Origin of the sequence: Streptomyces sp. HUAS TT7 (assembly GCF_051550175.1) — a bacterium.
Taxonomy (GTDB): Bacteria; Actinomycetota; Actinomycetes; order Streptomycetales; family Streptomycetaceae; genus Streptomyces.
This window is the reverse complement of the sequence record NZ_CP196176.1, coordinates 222,875-240,760: the sequence shown is the minus strand read 5'-3', so window position 1 is coordinate 240,760 and position 17,886 is coordinate 222,875. Positions and strand designations below refer to the sequence as shown.

The window sequence follows — 17,886 nt, the reverse complement described above, 5'->3', positions numbered from 1 at the left end:
CACAGCCGGGTCAACTGCCGGGCAATCATGAGCGTGACGTGCTTCTATCTACGACCTGACGGCGATAGAGCAAGTCTTGAGACTGCCTGCCGAACGGCTTGAAAAACCGGTCCGCCGGTTTTATATTGGGTTCTGCCGGTCGGCTCCGCCGGGCGATCACCCCTCGCCGGGGACCCTCGCACACGTCGTACGACACGTAGAGCGCGGAATGCGCTCCCAGCTGCCTACGGAGAGTAACTATGTGTTAGCATACGAACCCTACGGTTTCTTTTCGTTTGGGGGAGTGCGGAGGTGTGTTATGGCGCAGCAGGAACGGGCTATCAGGACTCGAGAGAAGATCCTTACGGCGGCTGCTGAGGTCTTCGACGAGGTCGGATACGACGCGGCCACCATCTCTGAGATCCTCAAGCGATCCGGGGTGACCAAGGGTGCCCTTTACTTCCATTTCGCAGCCAAGGAAGAACTCGCCCAGGAGGTGCTGGCAGGCCAGGTCATGGCGATGCCGGCCGTCCCGCCGCGGGAGCTGACACTGCAGCAGGCTGCGGACGAGGCACTCCTGCTCGCGCACCTGCTCAATTCGGGCGATCCGATGGTGCGCGGAAGCATTCGTCTCACAGTGGACCAGGGCGCGGACCGTGACGGGCTGGACAGGCGTGTCCCGATGCAGGCCTGGCTGGACCGGGGCGTGATCGCCCTGGAGAAGGCGAAGGCTGACGGAGAGCTCCTGCCCCACACCGACCCGGCTGCCCTCGCGAAACTGATCGTAGGGTGCTTCACCGGCGTCCAGGTGCTGTCGAACATCATGACCAAGCACCAGGACATGCCCGAGCGAGTCTCCGATCTCTACCGGACCCTGATGACAGCAGTCGCGGTTCCGGGTGTCCTTGTTCAGCTGGACTTCCGGCCGGAGCGGGGCGCGCAAGTGTATGAAGAGGCCATGGCGCTGCGCCACGGGGCGGGAGCGTCCACGGCCGAAGCAGGTATCCGATGATTCAGCGCTGATTCATCGGAGTGGGAGGGCCCGGAGCCCTCCCGTTGCACAGTTGGAACGCGAATCACCGCGCAATGACCAACTTCTGGGGAGTGCACCGATGGAAATGACCGCTTGCCCGTACGCTCTGGACGTCTCGGGGCAGGACTTGGCCGGTGAAGCCGCACAGCTCCGAGCTCAGGGGCCGGCCGTGCAGGTGGAGTTGCCGGGCGGAGTGCTCGCATGGGCCGTCACCCGCCACCGCTACGTCAAGCAACTGCTCATGGATGCGCGGGTTTCCCGGGCTCCCCGACTGCACTGGCCCGCACTGATCGAGGGACAGATAGCAGAGGACTGGCCGCTCTACCACTGGGTGTCGGCGGAGAACATGCTGTTCTCCTACGGCGAGAACCACGCCAGACTCCGCCGGATGATCTCGGGGGCGTTCACCGCACGGCGCACCGAAGATCTGCGGCCTCGGGTCGAAGCGCTCACCGCCGCACTGCTCGACGGTCTCGCGGCCGCACCGGCGGGAGACCCGGTCGACTTGCGTGCCACGTTCGCCAAGGTACTGCCCATGCAGGTGATCTGTGAGCTCTTCGGGGTTCCCGAGGACGCCCGGCGTCCGTTGATCTCCGCGATCGAACGGACAGTCAGTACTTCGGTGTCGGGCGAGGAGATCTACGAAGCTCAGATGCAGGTCTTCGCTTCGGTGGCCCAACTGGTGGCGCACAAACGAGACGAGCCCGGGGACGACCTGACGACCGTGCTGCTCGGCATCCGGGATCAGGGTGAAGGACTCACCGAGCAGGAGCTGGTGAGCACCCTCAACATCATGATCGGGGCGGGGCAGGAGACCACGAGCACCTTGATCAGCAACGCCACTGCCGCACTCCTCTCCCGTCCGGAGCAACTGGAGCATGTTCGCGCTGGCCGGGCGAGCTGGGACGACGTGGTCGCTGAAACCTTGCGGGTTCACAACCCGGCGGCCTACATACCGCTGCGCTTCGCGGTGGAAGACATCGAACTCGACGGCATCACCCTCAAGAAGGGCGATCCCATCCTGGTTTCTTTCGCCTCCCCGGGGCTCGATCCTGAGCAATACGGCGACGACGCTGCGGTGTTCGACGTCTTGCGCACCGATCGCGACAATCTGGCTTTCGGGCACGGCGTCCACTTCTGCGTCGGAGCCAATCTGGCGCGGATGGAGGCGTGCATCGCCCTGGCGGCGCTCTTCGAGCGCTTCCCGGACATGACGCTGGCCTGCTCGCTCGACGAGGTTGCGCCCTTGCCGACCTTCGTCAACAACGGCTACGGCGCTCTGCCCGTACTCCTTGGCCCGTCCGCGCGCTGACCCGGCCGTTGCCCCGCGGCGAGCGGGGTACGACACAGGCCGGTCATACGACCGGACGGCACTCCGCAGTCTTGATAAACGGCTACGGAGCCCTGCCTACGCGCTGAGTCCTGCCGTGTTTTGATCGCGAGCTTCATCACAGAAGCAGTCAGACGAACTCCGCAGCCCTTATTGGGCTGCGGAGTTCGTCGTTTTGGAAGCCAAGCATTCAGTAAATGGCTGGGATCCGAACCCAACCCATTGGAAACCGCTGAAGCGGTTTGTTAATATGTTCGCGCGGACGACGCCAGAACAGTAACAGTCGCTGTGCGTATGCGGGCCGTTACGGTAGTGCCCGGACGGGGGAGCGCGCGGGTCGTACCGCTGCGAAGTCCATGCTGTTACCCCCTCTGCACCACCGGAGCCTTTAGATGGTCAAACAGGATCGCGCGGTACGTACGCGCAACGCGTTGATCGAGTCCGCCGCCGAGCTGTTCGACCGGGACGGCTACGAGCATGCGTCGCTGTCCACGATCAGTACTCGGGCGGGGGTGAGCAGCGGTGCGCTGCACTTCCACTTCACCAGCAAGGCTGCCCTGGCCGATGCGGTGGGTCAGGCGGCGGTGCAAAGGCTCGAACAGATCACCCAGCAACAGGCCGGCAGCGCTTTGCAGATGCTGATCGACGCCACGCATGTCCTGGTGAGGACCCTTGACCACGACGTGGTCCTGCGCGCCGGGTTCGGGCTGGGCGACAGCCTTGAGCACGTGCGCACGGGCGCGGGCCTGCGCGGCAGGTGGCAGGAGTGGGTGGAAGGCGCACTGGCGCGGGCCGAGGGGGAAGGCGCGCTGGCGGTGGAATCCTCGGCGCGTGACGCGGCTACGGCTGTTGTGGCGGTCACAGCGGGGCTGGAGACTCTGGGCCGCCAGGACGAGTGGTGGCTCTCGCGCGCGCCGCTCACCCGGTTCTGGCGACTCATGCTGCCGAGGCTCGCGGAGTCGTCCTGTCTCGACGGCCTGGTGGCCTCCGGGACCTCGGCCGGGACTCCCTGACCACGCGTCTGTGTCCCGGGGCCGGGACACAGACGGGTATGGCAGGCCCGGTCAGCGTATGGGTACCGGGCGGGTGGACAGGGCAGGCCTGCGCATTGTGGGCTGGGCCCGGCTCGCTGGCCGGTGTCCGCCAGGAGGCGTCCGGTCCCGCCCGCCGGGGTGCGTGCCGGCCGGCTCCAGCGCAGCGAGGGCCGCCGGCGTGGCCAGGGCGGGAAGGACGAGCGTCCAGATGTCGGTGAGTGTCGCGTGCGAGAGCCACCCGGCGTCGTCCCGGGCGAGCAGTTCCAGACCGGTGGTCGTCGCCACGATGGAGGCCGCCACGTCGTCGGGGACGGTGTCCTCGACGAGTACGCCCTCGTCCGCGGCCTGTGTGAGCAGCCGCCGGACGTACTCCCGCCACTCCTGGCATACGTCCCACTCGGTCTCGCACCTCGCATCGCGGCTCAGTTGGAAGCCGGCGCGCGCCATGACGTCGCCCCGGAGTGTGTCCGCCAGGACGTGCGAGGTGTTCGTCAGCTTCTGCAAGGCGTTCGTACCAGGCTGTGACGCCGCCGCTCGGGCTGCCGTACGCAAGATCGCGGCCGCCGCGTCCTGCACTGCCGACGCCAAAGCGGCTTTGGTCTCGAAGTGGAAGTGCAGGGCGCCCGTGCTGACTCCCGCGCCGGTGCTGATCTCCGACAGCTTCGCTTGGACGTATCCGTGCCGCAGGAACGTCTCCGCGGCGGAGTGGATGAGTGAGCGCAGGGTGCGCATGGCGCGCTCCTGTTTCAACACCGATGGCTCCTCACGGTAGGAGAGAACATAATAAACCAACCTAGCGGTTTGATTGTAGGTCGATTACCCGCCCTCGTCCGCTTGTCGGCCCGCTACGTCCTATAACTGATAGGTCATTCCCGGCATATCTGGGCATGTGTGCAGCGTGCGCCTACGGATGCAGCGTACGCCTGGTAAAACAGTGTGCGCAATTAAGTACGGCGTACTGTGAGGCTTCTAGTGACCCTGTGACAAGCGTCGAGGCTGTGGATAGAAACCAGGGAAGCGGTATGTTTCTATGGTTGCGCGAGGGATTGCTGCTTCGGTCGGTCGCTTCCGCTCCTGCCGGCCCTCGTCTGGGTGGCGCCATTTCGGTTGATTTCTGGAGCCCCGTAGCCCTGCCCGAATCTCTCCGGAGTGCCGCAACGGGCCCTGGCGTGCAGGTTGTTCGGCTGGGGTGGCGGTCGGCCGCTCCGCGTCCGTCAGGCCCGGCTGTGGGCCCGCTTGAGGTGTCGTGGAGTCCCGGAAAACAGCGCGATCGGTTTGGTATTGACAAACCGTCCGCCCTGTTTTTTACTCGTGCTGTGCCGAGAACCGGTTCTGCCGCAACCCTCGGACGACTGGCGGCTCATGACTCATCGCGATACACGAACAGGGGACACGGCGTGGACATCGATGTACTGGGCGCATTGGCCGTCAGGGAGAACGGGATCTCGGTGACACCGACCGCGCCGAAACCGCGGCAGGTGCTGGCCCTGCTGGCGCTGCACGCCGATCAGGTGGTGCCCATGGCGTGGCTGATGGAGGAGCTCTGGGGCGAGCGGCCGCCGCGCAGCGCGCGGACCACACTGCAGACGTACATCCTGCAGTTGCGCGAGCTGATTTCGGTGGCGCTGGAGCGCGGCCCGCAGGGCGGCGAGTCACGCACCGCCAAGGACGTACTCGTCACCATGCCCGGCGGCTACCTCCTCAAGACCTCGGGCGGCACCAGTGACGTCCGCGAGTTCGAGCGGCTGTCCGGCATGGGATACCGGGCCATGGACGCCGAGGACTTCTCGGCCGCGGGCCGCCAGCTCCGCGAGGCCCTCATGCTGTGGAGCGGCTCCGCACTGGTCGACGTACAGGCAGGACCCCAGCTGGAGATGGAGATCCGGCGCCTTGAGGAGACCCGGCTGTGCGCCCTCTACCAGCGCATCGAAGCGGACCTGCGCCTGGGCCGGCACCGTGAACTGCTGGGTGAGCTGACCGTTCTGGTCAGCCGCTACCGCACCCACGAGAACCTGCACGGGCAGTTCATGCTGGCGCTGCACCGTTCCGGGCGCCGCGGAGAAGCACTCGACGTATACCAGCGGCTGCGCAACTCCCTGGTGCGCGACCTCGGTCTGGAGCCTTCCGTCGGACTGCGCAGGCTGCAGCGGTCGATCCTCACGTCCGGCCCCGAACTCGTCCTGGAGACGCCCACCGCCGTCGGCGAGGATCGGCTCAGCCGCGTCGGCTGACCTGACCCCTGCCAGCACGGCATTCCCGTAGGGAAGGAAAGGAGTCCCGGATGCAGGCCAGGTCGGAGCGGACCCGCCGGAGGCTGGTTCACGCCGGTGCGCGGACGTTTGACGAGAACGGCTTCGCGCAGGCGACCCTGCTGCAGATCGCCGCGGCCGCGGGGACGACCAAGGGCGCGCTGTACCTCCACTTCCGTTCCAAGGACGCGGTGGCCGACGCGGTGCAGGAGCAGGGCCGCGCGATGCTCGGCGACTTCGTCCAGGAACAGTGGGAACGCGGCGTCCCGCCGGTCCAGGCGCTGATCGACATGACGCACTGGCTGGCGCGCGGCCTCCACGAGGACCCCGTCGTGCGGGCCGGCTTCCGCATCACCAACGAACGCACCGGGCGGCGGCCGTCGGCCACCGACTTCCACCAGCTCTGGATCACCGAAGTACTGCGGCTGGCCGGGCCGGCACGAGTGGCGGGGGAGGTCGCCGACCACGGCTCCGGCGACGGGCCGGAGACACTGCTCTCCGCCGCGGTGTGCGGCATCGTGGCACTGGCGGGCACCGGTATGCCGTTCCCCGAACTCAGCCGCAGGGTCGGCGCGTTGTGGGAGTTCCTGCTGCCGGCGCTGGTCCCGGCCGGCCACGCGGCGCGCTACCGCACGGACGCACCTTCCGTCCCCGCCGCCCTGACCGACGCCGCGTAGCATCAGCTCCCTGGACACACAGACCCCGATGGACCCCCGTGGAACGGACCGCGGGGGTCGCTTGCGCATGTGCGCCGGCCGTCCCAGGCCGGCGCGGGTGGGCCGGCCCGCGCCCACGGCGTCGCCGGCCCGCGTGCCAAGGGGCTCTCGCCGCGCGGCGGAGTTTCCGGCAACCCCGGCCCGGATCCGGTGGCGGGCAGCCCTGCGGCGCGGCAAGGGGTGCTACGACGCCTTCGGGAGCAGCGCCGCCAGGGCCTCGAAACGTCGTACCAACGCCTCCTGCTCCTGGCCGAGTTCGTCAATGCGCTGTCGCAGACGGGCGACCTCACCGCCCAGGTCGAGCCCCTCCGCCCAGGCGGTGGTCCGCGCGGGGGCGGGTACGGACCGCGGCGCCGACAGACCGGGGGACTGGTTGAGGATCGCCTCCATCCGGCCGCGCAGGGCCGGGCCCGGCCCGATGCCGAGGGCGCCCGCCAACCGGCGGCGCGCCCGCTCGTACACGCCCAGTGCCTCGGCCTGTCGGCCGCTGCGGTAGAGCGCGACCATCAGCAGGTCGTAGAACCGCTCGCGCAGGGGATGGTCGGCCGTCAGCCGCTCCAGTTCGCCCGTTATCTCGCTGTGCTGGGCGCAGCGCAGGCTCACGTCGTACAACGTCTCCAGCGTGGTGAGCCGCTTCTCCTCCAGACGGTCGGCGGCTGCGGTGCAGATCGGCCCGTACCGACTGTCCTGGAGCGCGGGCCCGCGCCACAAGGACAGGGCGTCGCGCAGGAGTTCCAGGGCGTGCGCGGGGTCGGACGGGGCCGCTGCCCGGCTCCGCGCCGAGAGGCGCTCGAAGCGCTGCACGTCGGTGGTGGCCCGGCCCAGGGTGAGCAGATAGCCGGTGGGCAGGGTGCTGATCCACTCCTGGCCGGGACCGTCCGGCCCGGCAAGGGAGGGCAGCAGCCGCCGCAGCCGGGCCACATGCGCCTGCAGCGCGTTCGCCGCGTTCGACGGAGGCTGGTTGCCCCAGAGCTCTTCGACAAGCCGGTCGGTGGAGAGCAGCTCACCGGCGTGGATGACGAACGCGGAGAACAGAGCGCGCTGTTTGGAGCCGGAGGGCACAAGGGAGGCGCCTGTCCGACCGTCGTGGACCACCACGGAGCCGAGCAGCCGGAACTCGGTCTGCGTACCCGGGCCGACCGCGACGGGAGAGCCCAGGTCGAGGAGGGTCATCGCGGCACTGCGGGGGTGGCCTGGGCGAGCGCGTGAGAACGGCCCGCATCCTTGACGATCCGCTCGATCAGGGCGGTGGGGTCGTCCCGGAAGTAGAAGTGGTCGCCGTCGAAGAGGTGGAGGCCGAGGAACCGCTCGGACAGCTCGGACCAGCCGGTGAGCTGGTCGGGCGGCACCGCCGTGTCGCGCTTGCCGCCGAACACCGAGAGTGGCACGGCCGGCGGCAGCGGGTCGGGCGAGGGGCGCCACGTCTCCCCGAGTCGCAGGTCTCTCCGGATGGTGGGGGCGAGCATGGCCCACAGCCCCGGGTCCTCCAGAACCTCGGGGGGCGTGCCGCCCATCGCCGCGACCTCGCGGCGCAGCGCGGCGTCAGAGAGCAGGTGGCGCTGGACCGTGTCGGCGGGCCGGGTCGCGAAGCTGGCCGAGAGCCCCAGCCAGAAGGGCGGTGTGCGGCCCTCGGCGAGCAGCCTCCGGGTCAGCTCGTAGGCGATGGCGGCGCCCATGCTGTGCCCGAACAGGGCGAAACGGCCCGTGAGTTGGTCACCCAGCTCGTGCAGGAAGTGGTCCACCACCGCGCCCACCTCACCCAGCGGAGGACGGTCGTCCCAGGGCCCGCGGCCCGGCGCGTCCGGTGTCCGTACGTCCCAGCCGGACGGGAACCGCTCAGGCCACTCGCGGTACATCAGGTGCGATCCACCCGCGTGGTGGAACACGAACAGGCGCAGCTCCATGGTGACTCCGTCGACGGTTCCGGCAAGGACTTCGGACGATAGCTGCGGCACGCCGGGGTCGACGTGATCCGCGAGCCCGCCTCCAGCGGCCATACAAGCCTTCTCAAGGGAGCGTGAATGCAGTGAAGCCCCCGGTCTGGAGGGGAACGTGAGCATGCATGCAAAGGCTGGGAGGCCTGGTGCAGGGGGTCGAGGCTGCATGTGCGGTGGAGGGCGGCGTCCGGTCGCGTGCGCCCCGGTCAGTGCGTGCTTCAGGCGAGATCGTCGCGGGTCACGCGGCGGTGGCGGGTGCGCCAGGTGCTCCGCGAGCGGACGAGCACGTCCTCCATGACACAGACGTGCAGGACCCTCGAATCGCCGCCGGGCGGAGTCGCGTACGCCAGCGCGGAGCAGCGCGTGCGCAGGGTCCCGTCGAACTGCGGCCGTACGTCGAGCTTGCCGATCCAGCGCCGCACACAGGCACCTTCGCGCTGCTGCCGTGCTTGGTCGCGGCGCACGTTCGCGGCCAGGCCGGCGCGTCCGCGGACCGGTTCGCTCAGCGGCGGCACCTCGAAGACGGCGTCCTCGGTGAAGGTCCCCGCCCAGCTCTCGGCGTCGTGGGCGTCGAAGAGCTCCAGCTGGTGCGCGTAGAACTGCTCGACCTGCGCGTACAGCGAGGCGAACTCCATCTTTCCCGAAGGCTCGTTGCGGATCTCGGTGGTCATGCGATCTGCCTTCCTCTTCCAGGAACGTACAAGGGGGTACGGCGAGTCTCGGGCACGTCGATCCAGGGCAATTCGAGGACGCCTCAAGGACCGCCGGCCAGCACGGCTCACCGCGGCGGTTCGACGCCCGCGCGCAGCAGACCGTAGGTGTACGAGTCCTGCACGGCTCGCCAGGATGCGGCGACGACGCTGTCGGCGACGCCCACCGTCGTCCAGGTGCCGACGCTGTCGGAGGTGGTGATCAGGACGCGGGCCGTGGAGGCGGTGTTGTGCTGGCCCCGCAGGAGCAGCTCGAAGGAGGCGTCGGCGGCCTCGTAGGTGTAGCCCTGGAGCTCGCGCGCCTTGACCCGCTCCACGACGCGGGCGACGACCGCGCGGTCGTCGCCGAGGTCGACGCCGAGCTCCTCGTCCTCGTGTGCAGCTCTGGAGCCGGGCACGCTACTCACGCACGGAGGGTCGGGCGCGGTCCTCCACCCGGTGTGGACAGCGCCTCGAACGTGCCTGTGCCACGCGGTTCGAGGAAGCGCAGCGGGCGGCCCGGCGCGGGCCACTGCAGCGCTTCACTAGCGACGTCTCAGGGCTTTGTCAGCGCCGTATGGGCGGGGCCTCACATACTCGTTCCCGCGCTTGCCAGAGAGGGAGGGGGAGGGGTCTTCTCCGGCGCACCCCGGACAGCCGATGACCAGCAGCCACCCCGCACGTATACCGCAGGACGAGCCGACGGCCGTTGTCGTGGACCTCGGTTCGGCCGCTCACGGCACGCTGCCCGTCCTGGACCTGCGCGGCCCCTTGGACACTGCCCGCGTCGAGGCCGCCCTGGACAGCATCGCGGTCCACTGCCCGGGCGCCGCGGCCTGGCGTCCGGTGTTCCAGTCCCACCACCCCGGGCACCACACCCTGCGGTTCACCGCCGACGCGGGAGCCCGACCGGGCGACTTTCCGCTCGGACGCCTGGCCGACCTGCTTACGCACCCGAGCACCGGCGGCTCCTTCTGCGCGCGCCGCACGGCGGCGACGCCGCTCCAGCGCGAGCTGCTCGCCGATGCCGACGCCCACCCCGGCACCGGACGCCAGGTCGGACAACTCGCCTGGAACTGGGACGGCCCGTTCGACGAGGAGCGCTTCACCGCCGCCTGGCAGTCCGTCTTCGACTGCGAAAGCGTGCTGCGCAGCGCGTTCGACGGGGGATCCGAGCCGGTCGTCGTCGTGCACGACCGGGTCGCACCCGAGGTCGTACGCCTGCCGCAAGGCACTGCCCACTGGAACGCGCTCATCGAACGCGACCGGCGGCGGGGCCTGGACCCGCGCCGTCCGGGACCGCTGCGGATCACGGTCATGGGCGGTGGACCCGCCATGTTCGCCACCGCCCCGCCCATCCGCGTGGTGCTCACCCATCACCACGCCCTGCTCGACAACTGGAGCGTGCGTCTGCTGCTGCGCGAGTTCTACCGCGCCTACCTGGCCGGCGGCCGGCTGCCGGGCGGGGAACGGCGCCCCGACATGGGGGACTACGCGCGATGGCTGGCCGACCAGGACACCGGCCCGGCACGGGACTTCTGGTCCGGTGGCGCGCCCGACCGCCCCGGCACGGCCGCGGCCGCTCCCGGCTCTGCCGCCCTCACCGGCACGGACCCCCACGCCACGGGCAACGGCTGCTTCCGGCTCCGGCTGACCCCGGACGAGACCGCGCGCCTCGCCGTCTGGGCCGCCGCCTGGGGTGCCACCGAGAGCACGGTGCTGCAGGCCGTGTGGGCGCTGCTGCTGTACCGGCTCGGCGGGGCCGAGAGCGTGGCTCCCGTGCGTTTCAGCACCACCGTCTCGGGCCGGGGCATTCTGCTCGACGGCGTGGAACGCCTGCCGGGTGCGCTGTGCAACCCGGTGCCGCTGTCCGTCGTGATCGACCCGGGCGCCCCGGTGTCGGCTCTGCTGGCCGAACTGCGTGACCGGGCCGTGGACACGGCGGGCTACGAATGGGTGTCGGCGGGCCAGATCCGCTCCTGGACCAACGACGCGCCGGCTCCGCCCGACAGCCTCCTCGCCTTCGAGACCCGGCCGCCGGTCCCGGACGATGTGACGTCCGGACTCGCGGCGCTGGGAATCCACGTGGAGCCCCCTGAGCCGCTCGGCTCCCACACGGCCTTCTCCCTCGTCATGGCGGCTCACCACGACAGCGCCGGAGGGCTCGCCCTGACCGTGTCGTACGACCGCGCCCGGCTGCTCGACGCCACCGAGGTCCTCGCGTACGGAGCGCTGCTGCTGCGTGAACTCCCCGACCGGGTAAGGGAGTTCACGACGGTAGCCGAGGCCCTCGGCCTGTTGTCCGGCATGAATTCCGGGGTCCGCACCGGCCTGGCGAACCACCGCTCGGCGCGCGCCGCCGCGGCCGCGCCCCCGTCGCTCGGCGTGCTGCGTCCGCCGGACCGCCCGGGCGCGGGCACCGTTGCCCTCCTACAGGCACCCGGGACGCCCGGCTCGTTCTACGCCCGGCTCGCACAGGCCTACCCAGGCCCCGAGGAACTCGTCCTGCTGCACGCGGTGCCCGATGGAGACGGCGCGAGGGCCCGGTACTCGGCGCTCGGGCCGCGGATCGGCGACGGCGGGCACGTCACGCTCGCCGGATTCACCGGGGACGGAGCCGCCGCCTACGAGATCGCCCGGCTGGTCGCCGCGCACGGCGGCCGGCCCCGGGTCGTGGTGCTCCCGGCGGCCGCGACCGGCGCCGCCGCACTCGCCCGGACCCTCGCCGCCACCCGGCGCGCCCCCTGACCTGCCCGCGCACACGGCCGTACGAGGACCTTGCCTGAACCGACCCGTCGTACAGCGGAGGGTGGACATGCCCGAGTCAGCACAACAGAGCACGCCGGAACTCGTCTCCCAGGCCTGGGCGGAAGCCCGCGGCATGGCCGGTGCGGATCAGGAGCACCGCCACCGTGCCCCCGGCGAGATCACGGCCGCCGCGCTGCGCGCGCACGGCGCCCTGTGCACGGGGCTCGGCCGCAGCGTGCCCGTCACCGCGCTCACCGCCCGGCCCGGGGTGCGGGACCTGGCCACTTTCCTGGCCGTGTACGCCGTCGCGGGAGCCGGGACGGCGGCGGACCGAGGCGGGCCGCCGGACGTGGAGTCGCGGCCGGCCCCGGGCCGTTGAACCCGGCGTCCGCGCTGGACCCGCGCTCGCGGTGCGCTTGAGGATCCGCCTCGTGCGCGGGACTCGGGGCCGGCGGCTGTCTAGGCTGACATCTGTGGGCGTTGCCCCGCACAAGCCGCGCCCGTTCTCCGTTCCTCCCCCGGACGGAGGGCGGGCGCCCTCCTCGTCAGCGCCGCGCGAGGGTGACCCGCACATTGCTGAAGAACTTGTCCTCGAAGGCGGACACGACGATGCCGAGGCAGCGCTCGACGCGGGCCACCGCCTCCTCGTCGGCCAGCACGACGGCGACGTCACGGCAGCGGGTCAGGCGCTCTCGCCAGGCACGGCAGGCCATCGCGAACGACTCGCGCTCGTCGACGATCTCGATGACGTCGAAGAGGCCTTCGGCGGCCCGCGCCAGCTCGTGCAGGTGAGGGATGCGGCCGTGGCCGAGACCGGAGCGCCGCAGCAACCTCAGGTCGTCCAGGAGCCGTCCGTCCACGGGCCGCGCCCCGGCGGTGAGGGTGTGCAGGACGAATCGCGCGTCGGGCCTGAGCGCGCCGGCCACCGCGGTGAAGAAGGCCCGGTACCTCGCGGCGCGCACCTGCGGGGGAGCCGCGCAGGGGACCACGTGCTCCAGGGCATTGATGCAGAACGCCGCGTCGTACGGATCCCGCGGTCGGTGGTCCTCCCAGCTCTCCACCCGTGCCGAGATCCGCGGGTTGGCGTAGCCGGCGATGAACTGCTCCTCGGCACGGCTGGGGGTGAGGCCGACGGCCTGCTCCACGCCGTGCACGACGGTGAGCCGGTTGAGCAGGGTGCCCCAGCCGCAGCCCACGTCCAGGACGCGCCGGGCGCCCGCCGCCCCGGCGAGCTCGACGAATCGGTCGAGCTTGCGCTCCTGGGCCTCGTCCAGGGTCTCGGTCAGCCCTTCGCCGTCCTCCCAGTACCCGCCGGAGCACACCATGGTCGGGCCGAGCAGGAGCCGGTGGAAGGCGGCGCTCTCCTCGTGGCGGTGCCTGAGGGTGCCGAGCCCGGGGACCGACCGTCCTGGCACCGTCGTCATCGTGGCTCCCAACTCCCGTGCGGCATGGCGCTGTCGGGAACCAGGAAAGCGCTCCACTCGCAACAGAGGCGCAACACGGCCCGGGCCCGGTGACGCTCAAGGTCACCTCAAGGGCGGGCTGAGCGCCTCGAAGGCCCCGATGAGGACCGGGTCCAGGCCGTCGGCCGGAGCTCGGCCCGAGGCGGAGGAGCGGGGCCGCCGGGGCGGTTGGGGGGCGCGCAGCAGCTCCAGGTAGGCGGCCTGGGTCTCGGGTGCCGGGTCGATGCCCAGCTCCTCGGCGAGGACCTCTCCCAGCTGATGATAGGCGCGTAGCGCGTCCGCCCGGTTGCCCGCGGCGGCGTGCGCGGTCATCCGGCACCGGTGGGCGCTCTCTCGGAACGGGGCGCGGCGCACCGCCTCGTCGGCGAAGCGCAGTGCATGGTGTTCGTCGCCGAGTCCGGAGGCCGACAGGCTGGCCAGCTCCAGTGCGGTCAGGCGCAGTTCCTCCACTCGCTCCCGTACCCCGGCCGCCCACTCGCCCTCGTGGGCGGGCAGGAACGAGCCGCGCAGATTGTCCAGCGCGCCCGCCGCGAGGCGGCGCGCCACGGTGTGCGCACCGTCGGCGAAGGCCGCCTCCGCCTCGGCGACCGCGGCATCGGCGGCCTCCAGGTCGACGGCGGTGTCCTCGGGCAGTCGCAGCAGATAGCGGCCGCTCTGCGAGACCAGCGGTGTCGCGCCCGGCTGCTGGAGTGGGCTCGCGACGCTGGAGCGGACCCTGCTGACCACACTGCGCAGGGCCGAGGCCCAGGTGTCGGGCAGGCCTTCCGGCCAGAGGGTGTCCGCGAGGTGTTCCCGACTGGTCCCCGAGTCACGTTCGAGCACCAGGCGCGCGAGGGCCACCTGGGCCTGGGCGCTCGACACGTGCACAGGCGCCAGACCCTCGTGCTCGATCGTGACGAGACCCATGAGTCTGATCAGCAACTCCCCACTCCCCTCCGGTCATCGGCGGCGCGCAGTGCTCCGTGTACGCCGGTATCCGAGATTGCGCGGCTCTTGCGTTTCCCTCCATTGAAGACGCGACGGCTCCAGCACGGCTCAAGAACGGGACGAGGTGCGGTGCGCGAGGGCCTCTGCCGCGCGGGCCGGCTCCGGTCTCGAAGTCCGCTCAAGGCTTGCCGCACTCCCGCCTCAGGAATCGGGGCCCGCGCCACGGCCCGGGCTACGTTGCCCGGGCACCGTCAAATCCGCCCAACGGGTTCGTGGAGGCTCATGCGATGACGGCAACGACGAGGACGACCGCCCTGATCACCGGCGCGACGGGTGGCATCGGCCTGACCGTGGCCCGTGATCTGGGGCGGCGCGGCCATCGGGTCTTCATCTGCGCGCGAACGGATCTGCAGGTCAAGCAGACCGTCGAGGATCTGCGCGAGGAGGGCTTCGAGGCGGAGGGCACCGGGGCCGATGTCCGCGACCGTGCGTCGGTGGCCCACCTGGTCGCCGCCGCCGTCGAGAGCTTCGGCCCGATCGGCATCCTGGTCAACAACGCGGGCCGCAGCGGCGGCGGTGCCACCGCGGATCTCGCCGACGACCTCTGGTACGACGTCATCGACACGAACCTCAACGGTGTCTTCCTGGTCACGAGCGAGGTGCTCAGGAACGGCGGCATGGCGGATGCCGCATACGGGCGGATCGTCAACATCGCCTCGACGGCGGGCAAGCAGGGTGTCCTGCTCGGCGCCCCCTACTCCGCCTCCAAGCACGGGGTCGTCGGGTTCACCAAGGCGCTGGGCAAGGAACTCGCCCCCCGCGGCATCACCGTCAACGCGGTGTGCCCCGGCTATGTCGAGACGCCCATGGCCGAGCGCGTCCGCAAGGGCTACGCCGCGGCGTGGGACACCACCGAGGGGTTCGTCCAGGAGCAGTTCGAGGCGCAGATCCCGCTCGGCCGCTACTCGACCATGGAGGAGGTGGCGAGCCTGGTCGGCTATCTGACGACACAGAGCGCCGCGTCGATCACCGCACAGGCGCTGAACGTCTGCGGCGGGCTCGGCGCCTTCTGACCTGCGGCGGGAGACCTCCGCCTGCTCCCGCCGCCCCGTCCCGGCCCCCGCTCATGACGCCGCCACAACACGCTGCGCCATGTATGGCGCCATTATGGCTCGCCATGGCGCCAATAGTGTGCCATAGTGGTGGCACGACCTCGCACCACGGGGGCCGGACCATCAAGTGCGAACGCCGTGCGCTGCACCGTGCAGTGTGCGGATGAGTGGACCGGCGCGTCTGCCGGAGCCCCTCGCCACCTGTCCCACCAGCAGGGACGCCCTACAGACTGAGGATGGGGAAGCCATGCCTACCTTCGAGACCCCGAAGCCGATCACCGCCACGATCCACGTCGAGGTCGGATCCGCCCGGATCATCGCGGGTGACCGCGCCGACACCGTGGTCGAGGTACACCCGGCGGACACCGCCAGCGAGGCCGACCTGAAGGCGGCGGAGCAGACCCGCGTCTCGTACTCGGACGGCAAGCTGCTGATCAAGACACCGAAGGGGCGCGTGCTGAGCGGCGCCCCGGGTGCCGTCCGGGTGGAGATCGCGCTCCCGCGCGGCTCCCGGCTGAACGGCACTGCCGCGCGGGCCCACTTCGTCTCCAAGGGCCAGCTGGGGGAGTGCAGCCTGACGACCATGGACGGCGACATCCAGATCGACCACGCGGGCGAGACGCAGCTGCGTACCCAGAAGGGCGACGTCACCGTGGAGCGCACCCGCAGCGCCGAGATCACCACCGGGAGCGGCGAGCTGCGCATCGGCGAGATCGACGGCACCGCGGTGATCAAGAACTCCAACGGAAGCACCGAGATCGACGAGATCACCGGCCAGGCCCAGCTCCGGGCCGCCGAGGGCAACATCTCCATCGGCCGCGCCCACACCGACGTCACCGCGACCTGCGCCACCGGTGACATCACCATCGAGGAGGCCCGCGGAAGGGTCGACCTGCGGGCCCAGATCGGCAACATCCAGCTCGGCATTCCCGAGGGCACCGCCGCGTGGCTCGACGCCAACGCCCAGTCGGGCACGGTCCACCGACTGATCGACTCCGCCGACGGCTCCGGCGAGATCGGCATGAGCATCGACGTCTTCGTGCGCACCAGCCGCGGCGACATCGTGGTCCACCGCGCGCAGGCCCAGCTCGCCGGCAAGAGCCGCTGAAGCAGCGCCGGGAAGGAGCAGAGACGATGACCGCCCTCACCGAAGTCACCGCCCCGGCCAAGGGGAATCGGGCGACCGCGGCGCCTACACCAACTACGTCGCCCCCGGCATCCTCCTGATGGCCGTGACCTCCGGCGCCATCTCGACCGCCGTGTCGGTGTGCACCGACATGACCGAAGGCATCGTCAACCGCTTCGCGCCATGGCGATCTCCCGCGCCTCCGTGCTGACCGGCCATGTTCTCGGCAACGTCATCCAGACCATGATCAGCCTGGTCCTCGTCATCGGCGTCGCCCTCGCCCGGGGCGTCGGCCTCGGCGCCCTCGGCTACCTGTGGGCACGGTCGGCCTTCGCCAAGCAGTAGAAGAACACCCCCACCACATCACCGATGGACGATCCGTTGACGGGGCCGTCCGGGCAACAGCCCGGACGGCCCCGTCGGCTGTTCCGCGCCAGGCCGCCCCAATACCGCTCGGTGACCACTCGAATGCGCCTCGACAATCATCTGAGAATTGTCCCGGCGACTGGACATAACCGCTGGTCGGACAAGTCCGGCCTGAATTATTGTTGTGCTTCCGTTCGAATCTTTCTTGCCTCTCCCTGAGGGCCGCCCATAGGCTCTGTGAGAAATTGATGCGCATCGTGCCGGCATCGGCACGAGCAGCGTCGCCGCAATCACCGAGCTGGTGATTTCCGCGCCACTTCCTCGCATTCCGTCGAGCGTTTCCTCACTTCCGTAGAGGGGTCATGACTACACAAATACGCCGGCCCGGCCTGGTTCTTGAGAGCCCGTACATCTGGCGGGCACGCCGGCCCAACGCCCGGCACCGACTGATCTGCTTCCCACACGCGGGCGGCGGCGCGAGCGCGTTCACCGAATGGGTCAGCGCCCTGCCCGCCGAGATAGAGGTCGCGGCCATCCAGCTGCCCGGCCGCCAGAACCGCATCCTGGAGGACCCGCCGACCGAGGTCGGCCCGCTCGTCCGGGACGTCACCGAGGCCCTGCGCCCGCTCCTCGACGGCCCGTTCTCCTTCTTCGGCCACTCCTGCGGGGCGCTGCTCGGCTACGAGGTGGCACAGCTCCTGCACGCAGAGGGCGGCCCCCGGCCCGAGCGCCTGTTCCTGTCCGCGCAGCCCTCGCCCGCCGCGGCCGCGCTGCGGCCGAAGATCCACAACCTCTCGGAGGCCGAGTTCCGCGCCGAGGTCATGCGACTCGGCGGCTTCGACGAGGAGGTCGCCCTCGACGAGGACGCCATGGACGAGCTGATCCCGACCGTCCTCGCGGACTTCGCGCTCTGGGAGCAGCACGCCATGACGATCGGCCCGCTCATCGACAGCCCCATCACGGTGATGGTCGGCGAGGCGGACGTCCGGGCGCCGCTCGACACCATCGAGGGCTGGGGCGACCACACCTCCGCCGGGTTCGACAAGCAGATCTACCCGGGCGGCCACTTCTATCTCTTCGACCCCGGCACGGACACGCAGGTCTTCGAGTTCCTCGCCGAGACCCTGCTGGCCCCGTGAGCGATGCGCCCGCCGCGTGGCAGCGGCGGGCGCTCCCA

At 70.4% G+C, this 17,886-nt stretch carries 17 protein-coding genes and 1 pseudogene; 11 read left to right on the top strand and 7 right to left on the bottom strand.

The window, feature by feature from the left end; translation table 11 throughout:
• Positions 1 to 298: 298 nt before the first annotated feature.
• The 3 genes from ACSHXC_RS41470 to ACSHXC_RS41460 all read left to right on the top strand — a co-directional run bounded on the left by ACSHXC_RS41470 (position 299) and on the right by ACSHXC_RS41460 (position 3,355).
• A complete protein-coding gene (locus ACSHXC_RS41470) occupies positions 299 to 991 on the top strand; it encodes a ScbR family autoregulator-binding transcription factor (protein ID WP_438297366.1) in 693 nt (230 codons plus the stop codon).
• Positions 992 to 1,091: 100 nt separating this feature from the next.
• Positions 1,092 to 2,324: a cytochrome P450 family protein gene (locus ACSHXC_RS41465; RefSeq protein ID WP_438297364.1), complete on the top strand. Its 1,233-nt coding sequence runs from the start codon at positions 1,092 to 1,094 to the stop codon at positions 2,322 to 2,324.
• A gap of 410 nt (positions 2,325 to 2,734) precedes the next feature.
• Positions 2,735 to 3,355: a ScbR family autoregulator-binding transcription factor gene (locus ACSHXC_RS41460; protein ID WP_438297362.1), complete on the top strand. Its 621-nt coding sequence runs from the start codon at positions 2,735 to 2,737 to the stop codon at positions 3,353 to 3,355.
• Between the two features lie 51 nt (positions 3,356 to 3,406).
• On the opposite strand, the gene ACSHXC_RS41455 is transcribed toward ACSHXC_RS41460, so the two are convergent.
• Positions 3,407 to 4,129 (bottom strand): ScbR family autoregulator-binding transcription factor, encoded by a 723-nt coding sequence (locus tag ACSHXC_RS41455; protein WP_438297361.1) that lies wholly within the window; start codon positions 4,127 to 4,129, stop codon positions 3,407 to 3,409.
• Between the two features lie 644 nt (positions 4,130 to 4,773).
• Here ACSHXC_RS41455 and ACSHXC_RS41450 point away from each other — a divergent pair.
• Both ACSHXC_RS41450 and ACSHXC_RS41445 read left to right on the top strand, forming a co-directional pair.
• Complete coding sequence (locus ACSHXC_RS41450; protein ID WP_438297359.1) at positions 4,774 to 5,607, top strand: AfsR/SARP family transcriptional regulator; 834 nt, start codon at positions 4,774 to 4,776, stop codon at positions 5,605 to 5,607.
• 50 nt (positions 5,608 to 5,657) lie between these two features.
• The gene (locus ACSHXC_RS41445; protein ID WP_438297357.1) at positions 5,658 to 6,302 is read left to right on the top strand and encodes a ScbR family autoregulator-binding transcription factor; all 645 of its coding nucleotides are present in this window, start codon (positions 5,658 to 5,660) and stop codon (positions 6,300 to 6,302) included.
• 222 nt (positions 6,303 to 6,524) lie between these two features.
• Here the strand turns inward: ACSHXC_RS41445 and ACSHXC_RS41440 are convergent, their stop codons facing one another.
• The 4 genes and pseudogenes from ACSHXC_RS41440 to ACSHXC_RS41425 form a co-directional block, all read right to left on the bottom strand.
• Complete coding sequence (locus tag ACSHXC_RS41440; RefSeq protein WP_438297355.1) at positions 6,525 to 7,514, bottom strand: AfsR/SARP family transcriptional regulator; 990 nt, start codon at positions 7,512 to 7,514, stop codon at positions 6,525 to 6,527.
• Positions 7,511 to 8,338, bottom strand: coding sequence for a thioesterase II family protein (locus ACSHXC_RS41435; protein ID WP_438297354.1), 828 nt, complete (start codon positions 8,336 to 8,338; stop codon positions 7,511 to 7,513). Before ACSHXC_RS41435 ends, ACSHXC_RS41440 begins: the two co-directional genes overlap by 4 nt.
• A gap of 158 nt (positions 8,339 to 8,496) precedes the next feature.
• Positions 8,497 to 8,949 (bottom strand): nuclear transport factor 2 family protein, encoded by a 453-nt coding sequence (locus ACSHXC_RS41430; protein WP_438297352.1) that lies wholly within the window; start codon positions 8,947 to 8,949, stop codon positions 8,497 to 8,499.
• 107 nt (positions 8,950 to 9,056) lie between these two features.
• Positions 9,057 to 9,356 (bottom strand): annotated as a pseudogene (locus ACSHXC_RS41425) (hypothetical protein); the annotation flags it as partial.
• Between the two features lie 271 nt (positions 9,357 to 9,627).
• Between ACSHXC_RS41425 and ACSHXC_RS41420 the strand changes: the two are divergent.
• On the top strand, positions 9,628 to 11,715 hold the full coding sequence (locus ACSHXC_RS41420; protein WP_438297351.1) for a condensation domain-containing protein: 2,088 nt from the start codon (positions 9,628 to 9,630) through the stop codon (positions 11,713 to 11,715).
• Positions 11,716 to 11,782: 67 nt separating this feature from the next.
• Positions 11,783 to 12,094 carry a hypothetical protein gene (locus ACSHXC_RS41415; RefSeq protein ID WP_438297349.1) on the top strand — a complete coding sequence of 104 codons (312 nt, stop codon included), beginning with the start codon at positions 11,783 to 11,785 and terminating at the stop codon, positions 12,092 to 12,094.
• A gap of 166 nt (positions 12,095 to 12,260) precedes the next feature.
• Here ACSHXC_RS41415 and ACSHXC_RS41410 read toward each other — a convergent pair whose 3' ends face one another.
• Both ACSHXC_RS41410 and ACSHXC_RS41405 read right to left on the bottom strand, forming a co-directional pair.
• Positions 12,261 to 13,139: an SAM-dependent methyltransferase gene (locus tag ACSHXC_RS41410; RefSeq protein WP_438297347.1), complete on the bottom strand. Its 879-nt coding sequence runs from the start codon at positions 13,137 to 13,139 to the stop codon at positions 12,261 to 12,263.
• A 102-nt stretch (positions 13,140 to 13,241) separates the two neighbouring features.
• Positions 13,242 to 14,099, bottom strand: coding sequence for an AfsR/SARP family transcriptional regulator (locus tag ACSHXC_RS41405; protein WP_438297345.1), 858 nt, complete (start codon positions 14,097 to 14,099; stop codon positions 13,242 to 13,244).
• A gap of 293 nt (positions 14,100 to 14,392) precedes the next feature.
• Here ACSHXC_RS41405 and ACSHXC_RS41400 point away from each other — a divergent pair, with 293 nt between their 5' ends.
• The 4 genes from ACSHXC_RS41400 to ACSHXC_RS41385 all read left to right on the top strand — a co-directional run bounded on the left by ACSHXC_RS41400 (position 14,393) and on the right by ACSHXC_RS41385 (position 17,848).
• Positions 14,393 to 15,178, top strand: coding sequence for an SDR family NAD(P)-dependent oxidoreductase (locus tag ACSHXC_RS41400; protein WP_438297343.1), 786 nt, complete (start codon positions 14,393 to 14,395; stop codon positions 15,176 to 15,178).
• Positions 15,179 to 15,464: 286 nt separating this feature from the next.
• Positions 15,465 to 16,325: a DUF4097 family beta strand repeat-containing protein gene (locus ACSHXC_RS41395; RefSeq protein WP_438297341.1), complete on the top strand. Its 861-nt coding sequence runs from the start codon at positions 15,465 to 15,467 to the stop codon at positions 16,323 to 16,325.
• A gap of 201 nt (positions 16,326 to 16,526) precedes the next feature.
• Positions 16,527 to 16,688, top strand: a complete 162-nt coding sequence (locus ACSHXC_RS41390) for a hypothetical protein (protein ID WP_438297339.1) — start codon at positions 16,527 to 16,529, stop codon at positions 16,686 to 16,688.
• Between the two features lie 383 nt (positions 16,689 to 17,071).
• Positions 17,072 to 17,848, top strand: a complete 777-nt coding sequence (locus ACSHXC_RS41385) for a thioesterase II family protein (RefSeq protein WP_438297337.1) — start codon at positions 17,072 to 17,074, stop codon at positions 17,846 to 17,848.
• Positions 17,849 to 17,886: the final 38 nt, after the last annotated feature.

Bases quoted from the DNA above. Each gene is read 5' to 3' on its own strand.
- ACSHXC_RS41410 (WP_438297347.1), bottom strand. From the start codon at position 13,139: ATGACGACGGTGCCAGGACGGTCGGTCCCCGGGCTCGGCACCCTCAGG.
- ACSHXC_RS41400 (WP_438297343.1), top strand. From the start codon at position 14,393: ATGACGGCAACGACGAGGACGACCGCCCTGATCACCGGCGCGACGGGT.
- ACSHXC_RS41440 (WP_438297355.1), bottom strand. From the start codon at position 7,514: ATGACCCTCCTCGACCTGGGCTCTCCCGTCGCGGTCGGCCCGGGTACG.
- ACSHXC_RS41435 (WP_438297354.1), bottom strand. From the start codon at position 8,338: ATGGCCGCTGGAGGCGGGCTCGCGGATCACGTCGACCCCGGCGTGCCG.
- ACSHXC_RS41390 (WP_438297339.1), top strand. From the start codon at position 16,527: ATGGCGATCTCCCGCGCCTCCGTGCTGACCGGCCATGTTCTCGGCAAC.
- ACSHXC_RS41445 (WP_438297357.1), top strand. From the start codon at position 5,658: ATGCAGGCCAGGTCGGAGCGGACCCGCCGGAGGCTGGTTCACGCCGGT.
- ACSHXC_RS41385 (WP_438297337.1), top strand. From the start codon at position 17,072: ATGACTACACAAATACGCCGGCCCGGCCTGGTTCTTGAGAGCCCGTAC.
- ACSHXC_RS41415 (WP_438297349.1), top strand. From the start codon at position 11,783: ATGCCCGAGTCAGCACAACAGAGCACGCCGGAACTCGTCTCCCAGGCC.
- ACSHXC_RS41460 (WP_438297362.1), top strand. From the start codon at position 2,735: ATGGTCAAACAGGATCGCGCGGTACGTACGCGCAACGCGTTGATCGAG.
- ACSHXC_RS41420 (WP_438297351.1), top strand. From the start codon at position 9,628: ATGACCAGCAGCCACCCCGCACGTATACCGCAGGACGAGCCGACGGCC.
- ACSHXC_RS41430 (WP_438297352.1), bottom strand. From the start codon at position 8,949: ATGACCACCGAGATCCGCAACGAGCCTTCGGGAAAGATGGAGTTCGCC.
- ACSHXC_RS41470 (WP_438297366.1), top strand. From the start codon at position 299: ATGGCGCAGCAGGAACGGGCTATCAGGACTCGAGAGAAGATCCTTACG.
- ACSHXC_RS41465 (WP_438297364.1), top strand. From the start codon at position 1,092: ATGGAAATGACCGCTTGCCCGTACGCTCTGGACGTCTCGGGGCAGGAC.
- ACSHXC_RS41395 (WP_438297341.1), top strand. From the start codon at position 15,465: ATGCCTACCTTCGAGACCCCGAAGCCGATCACCGCCACGATCCACGTC.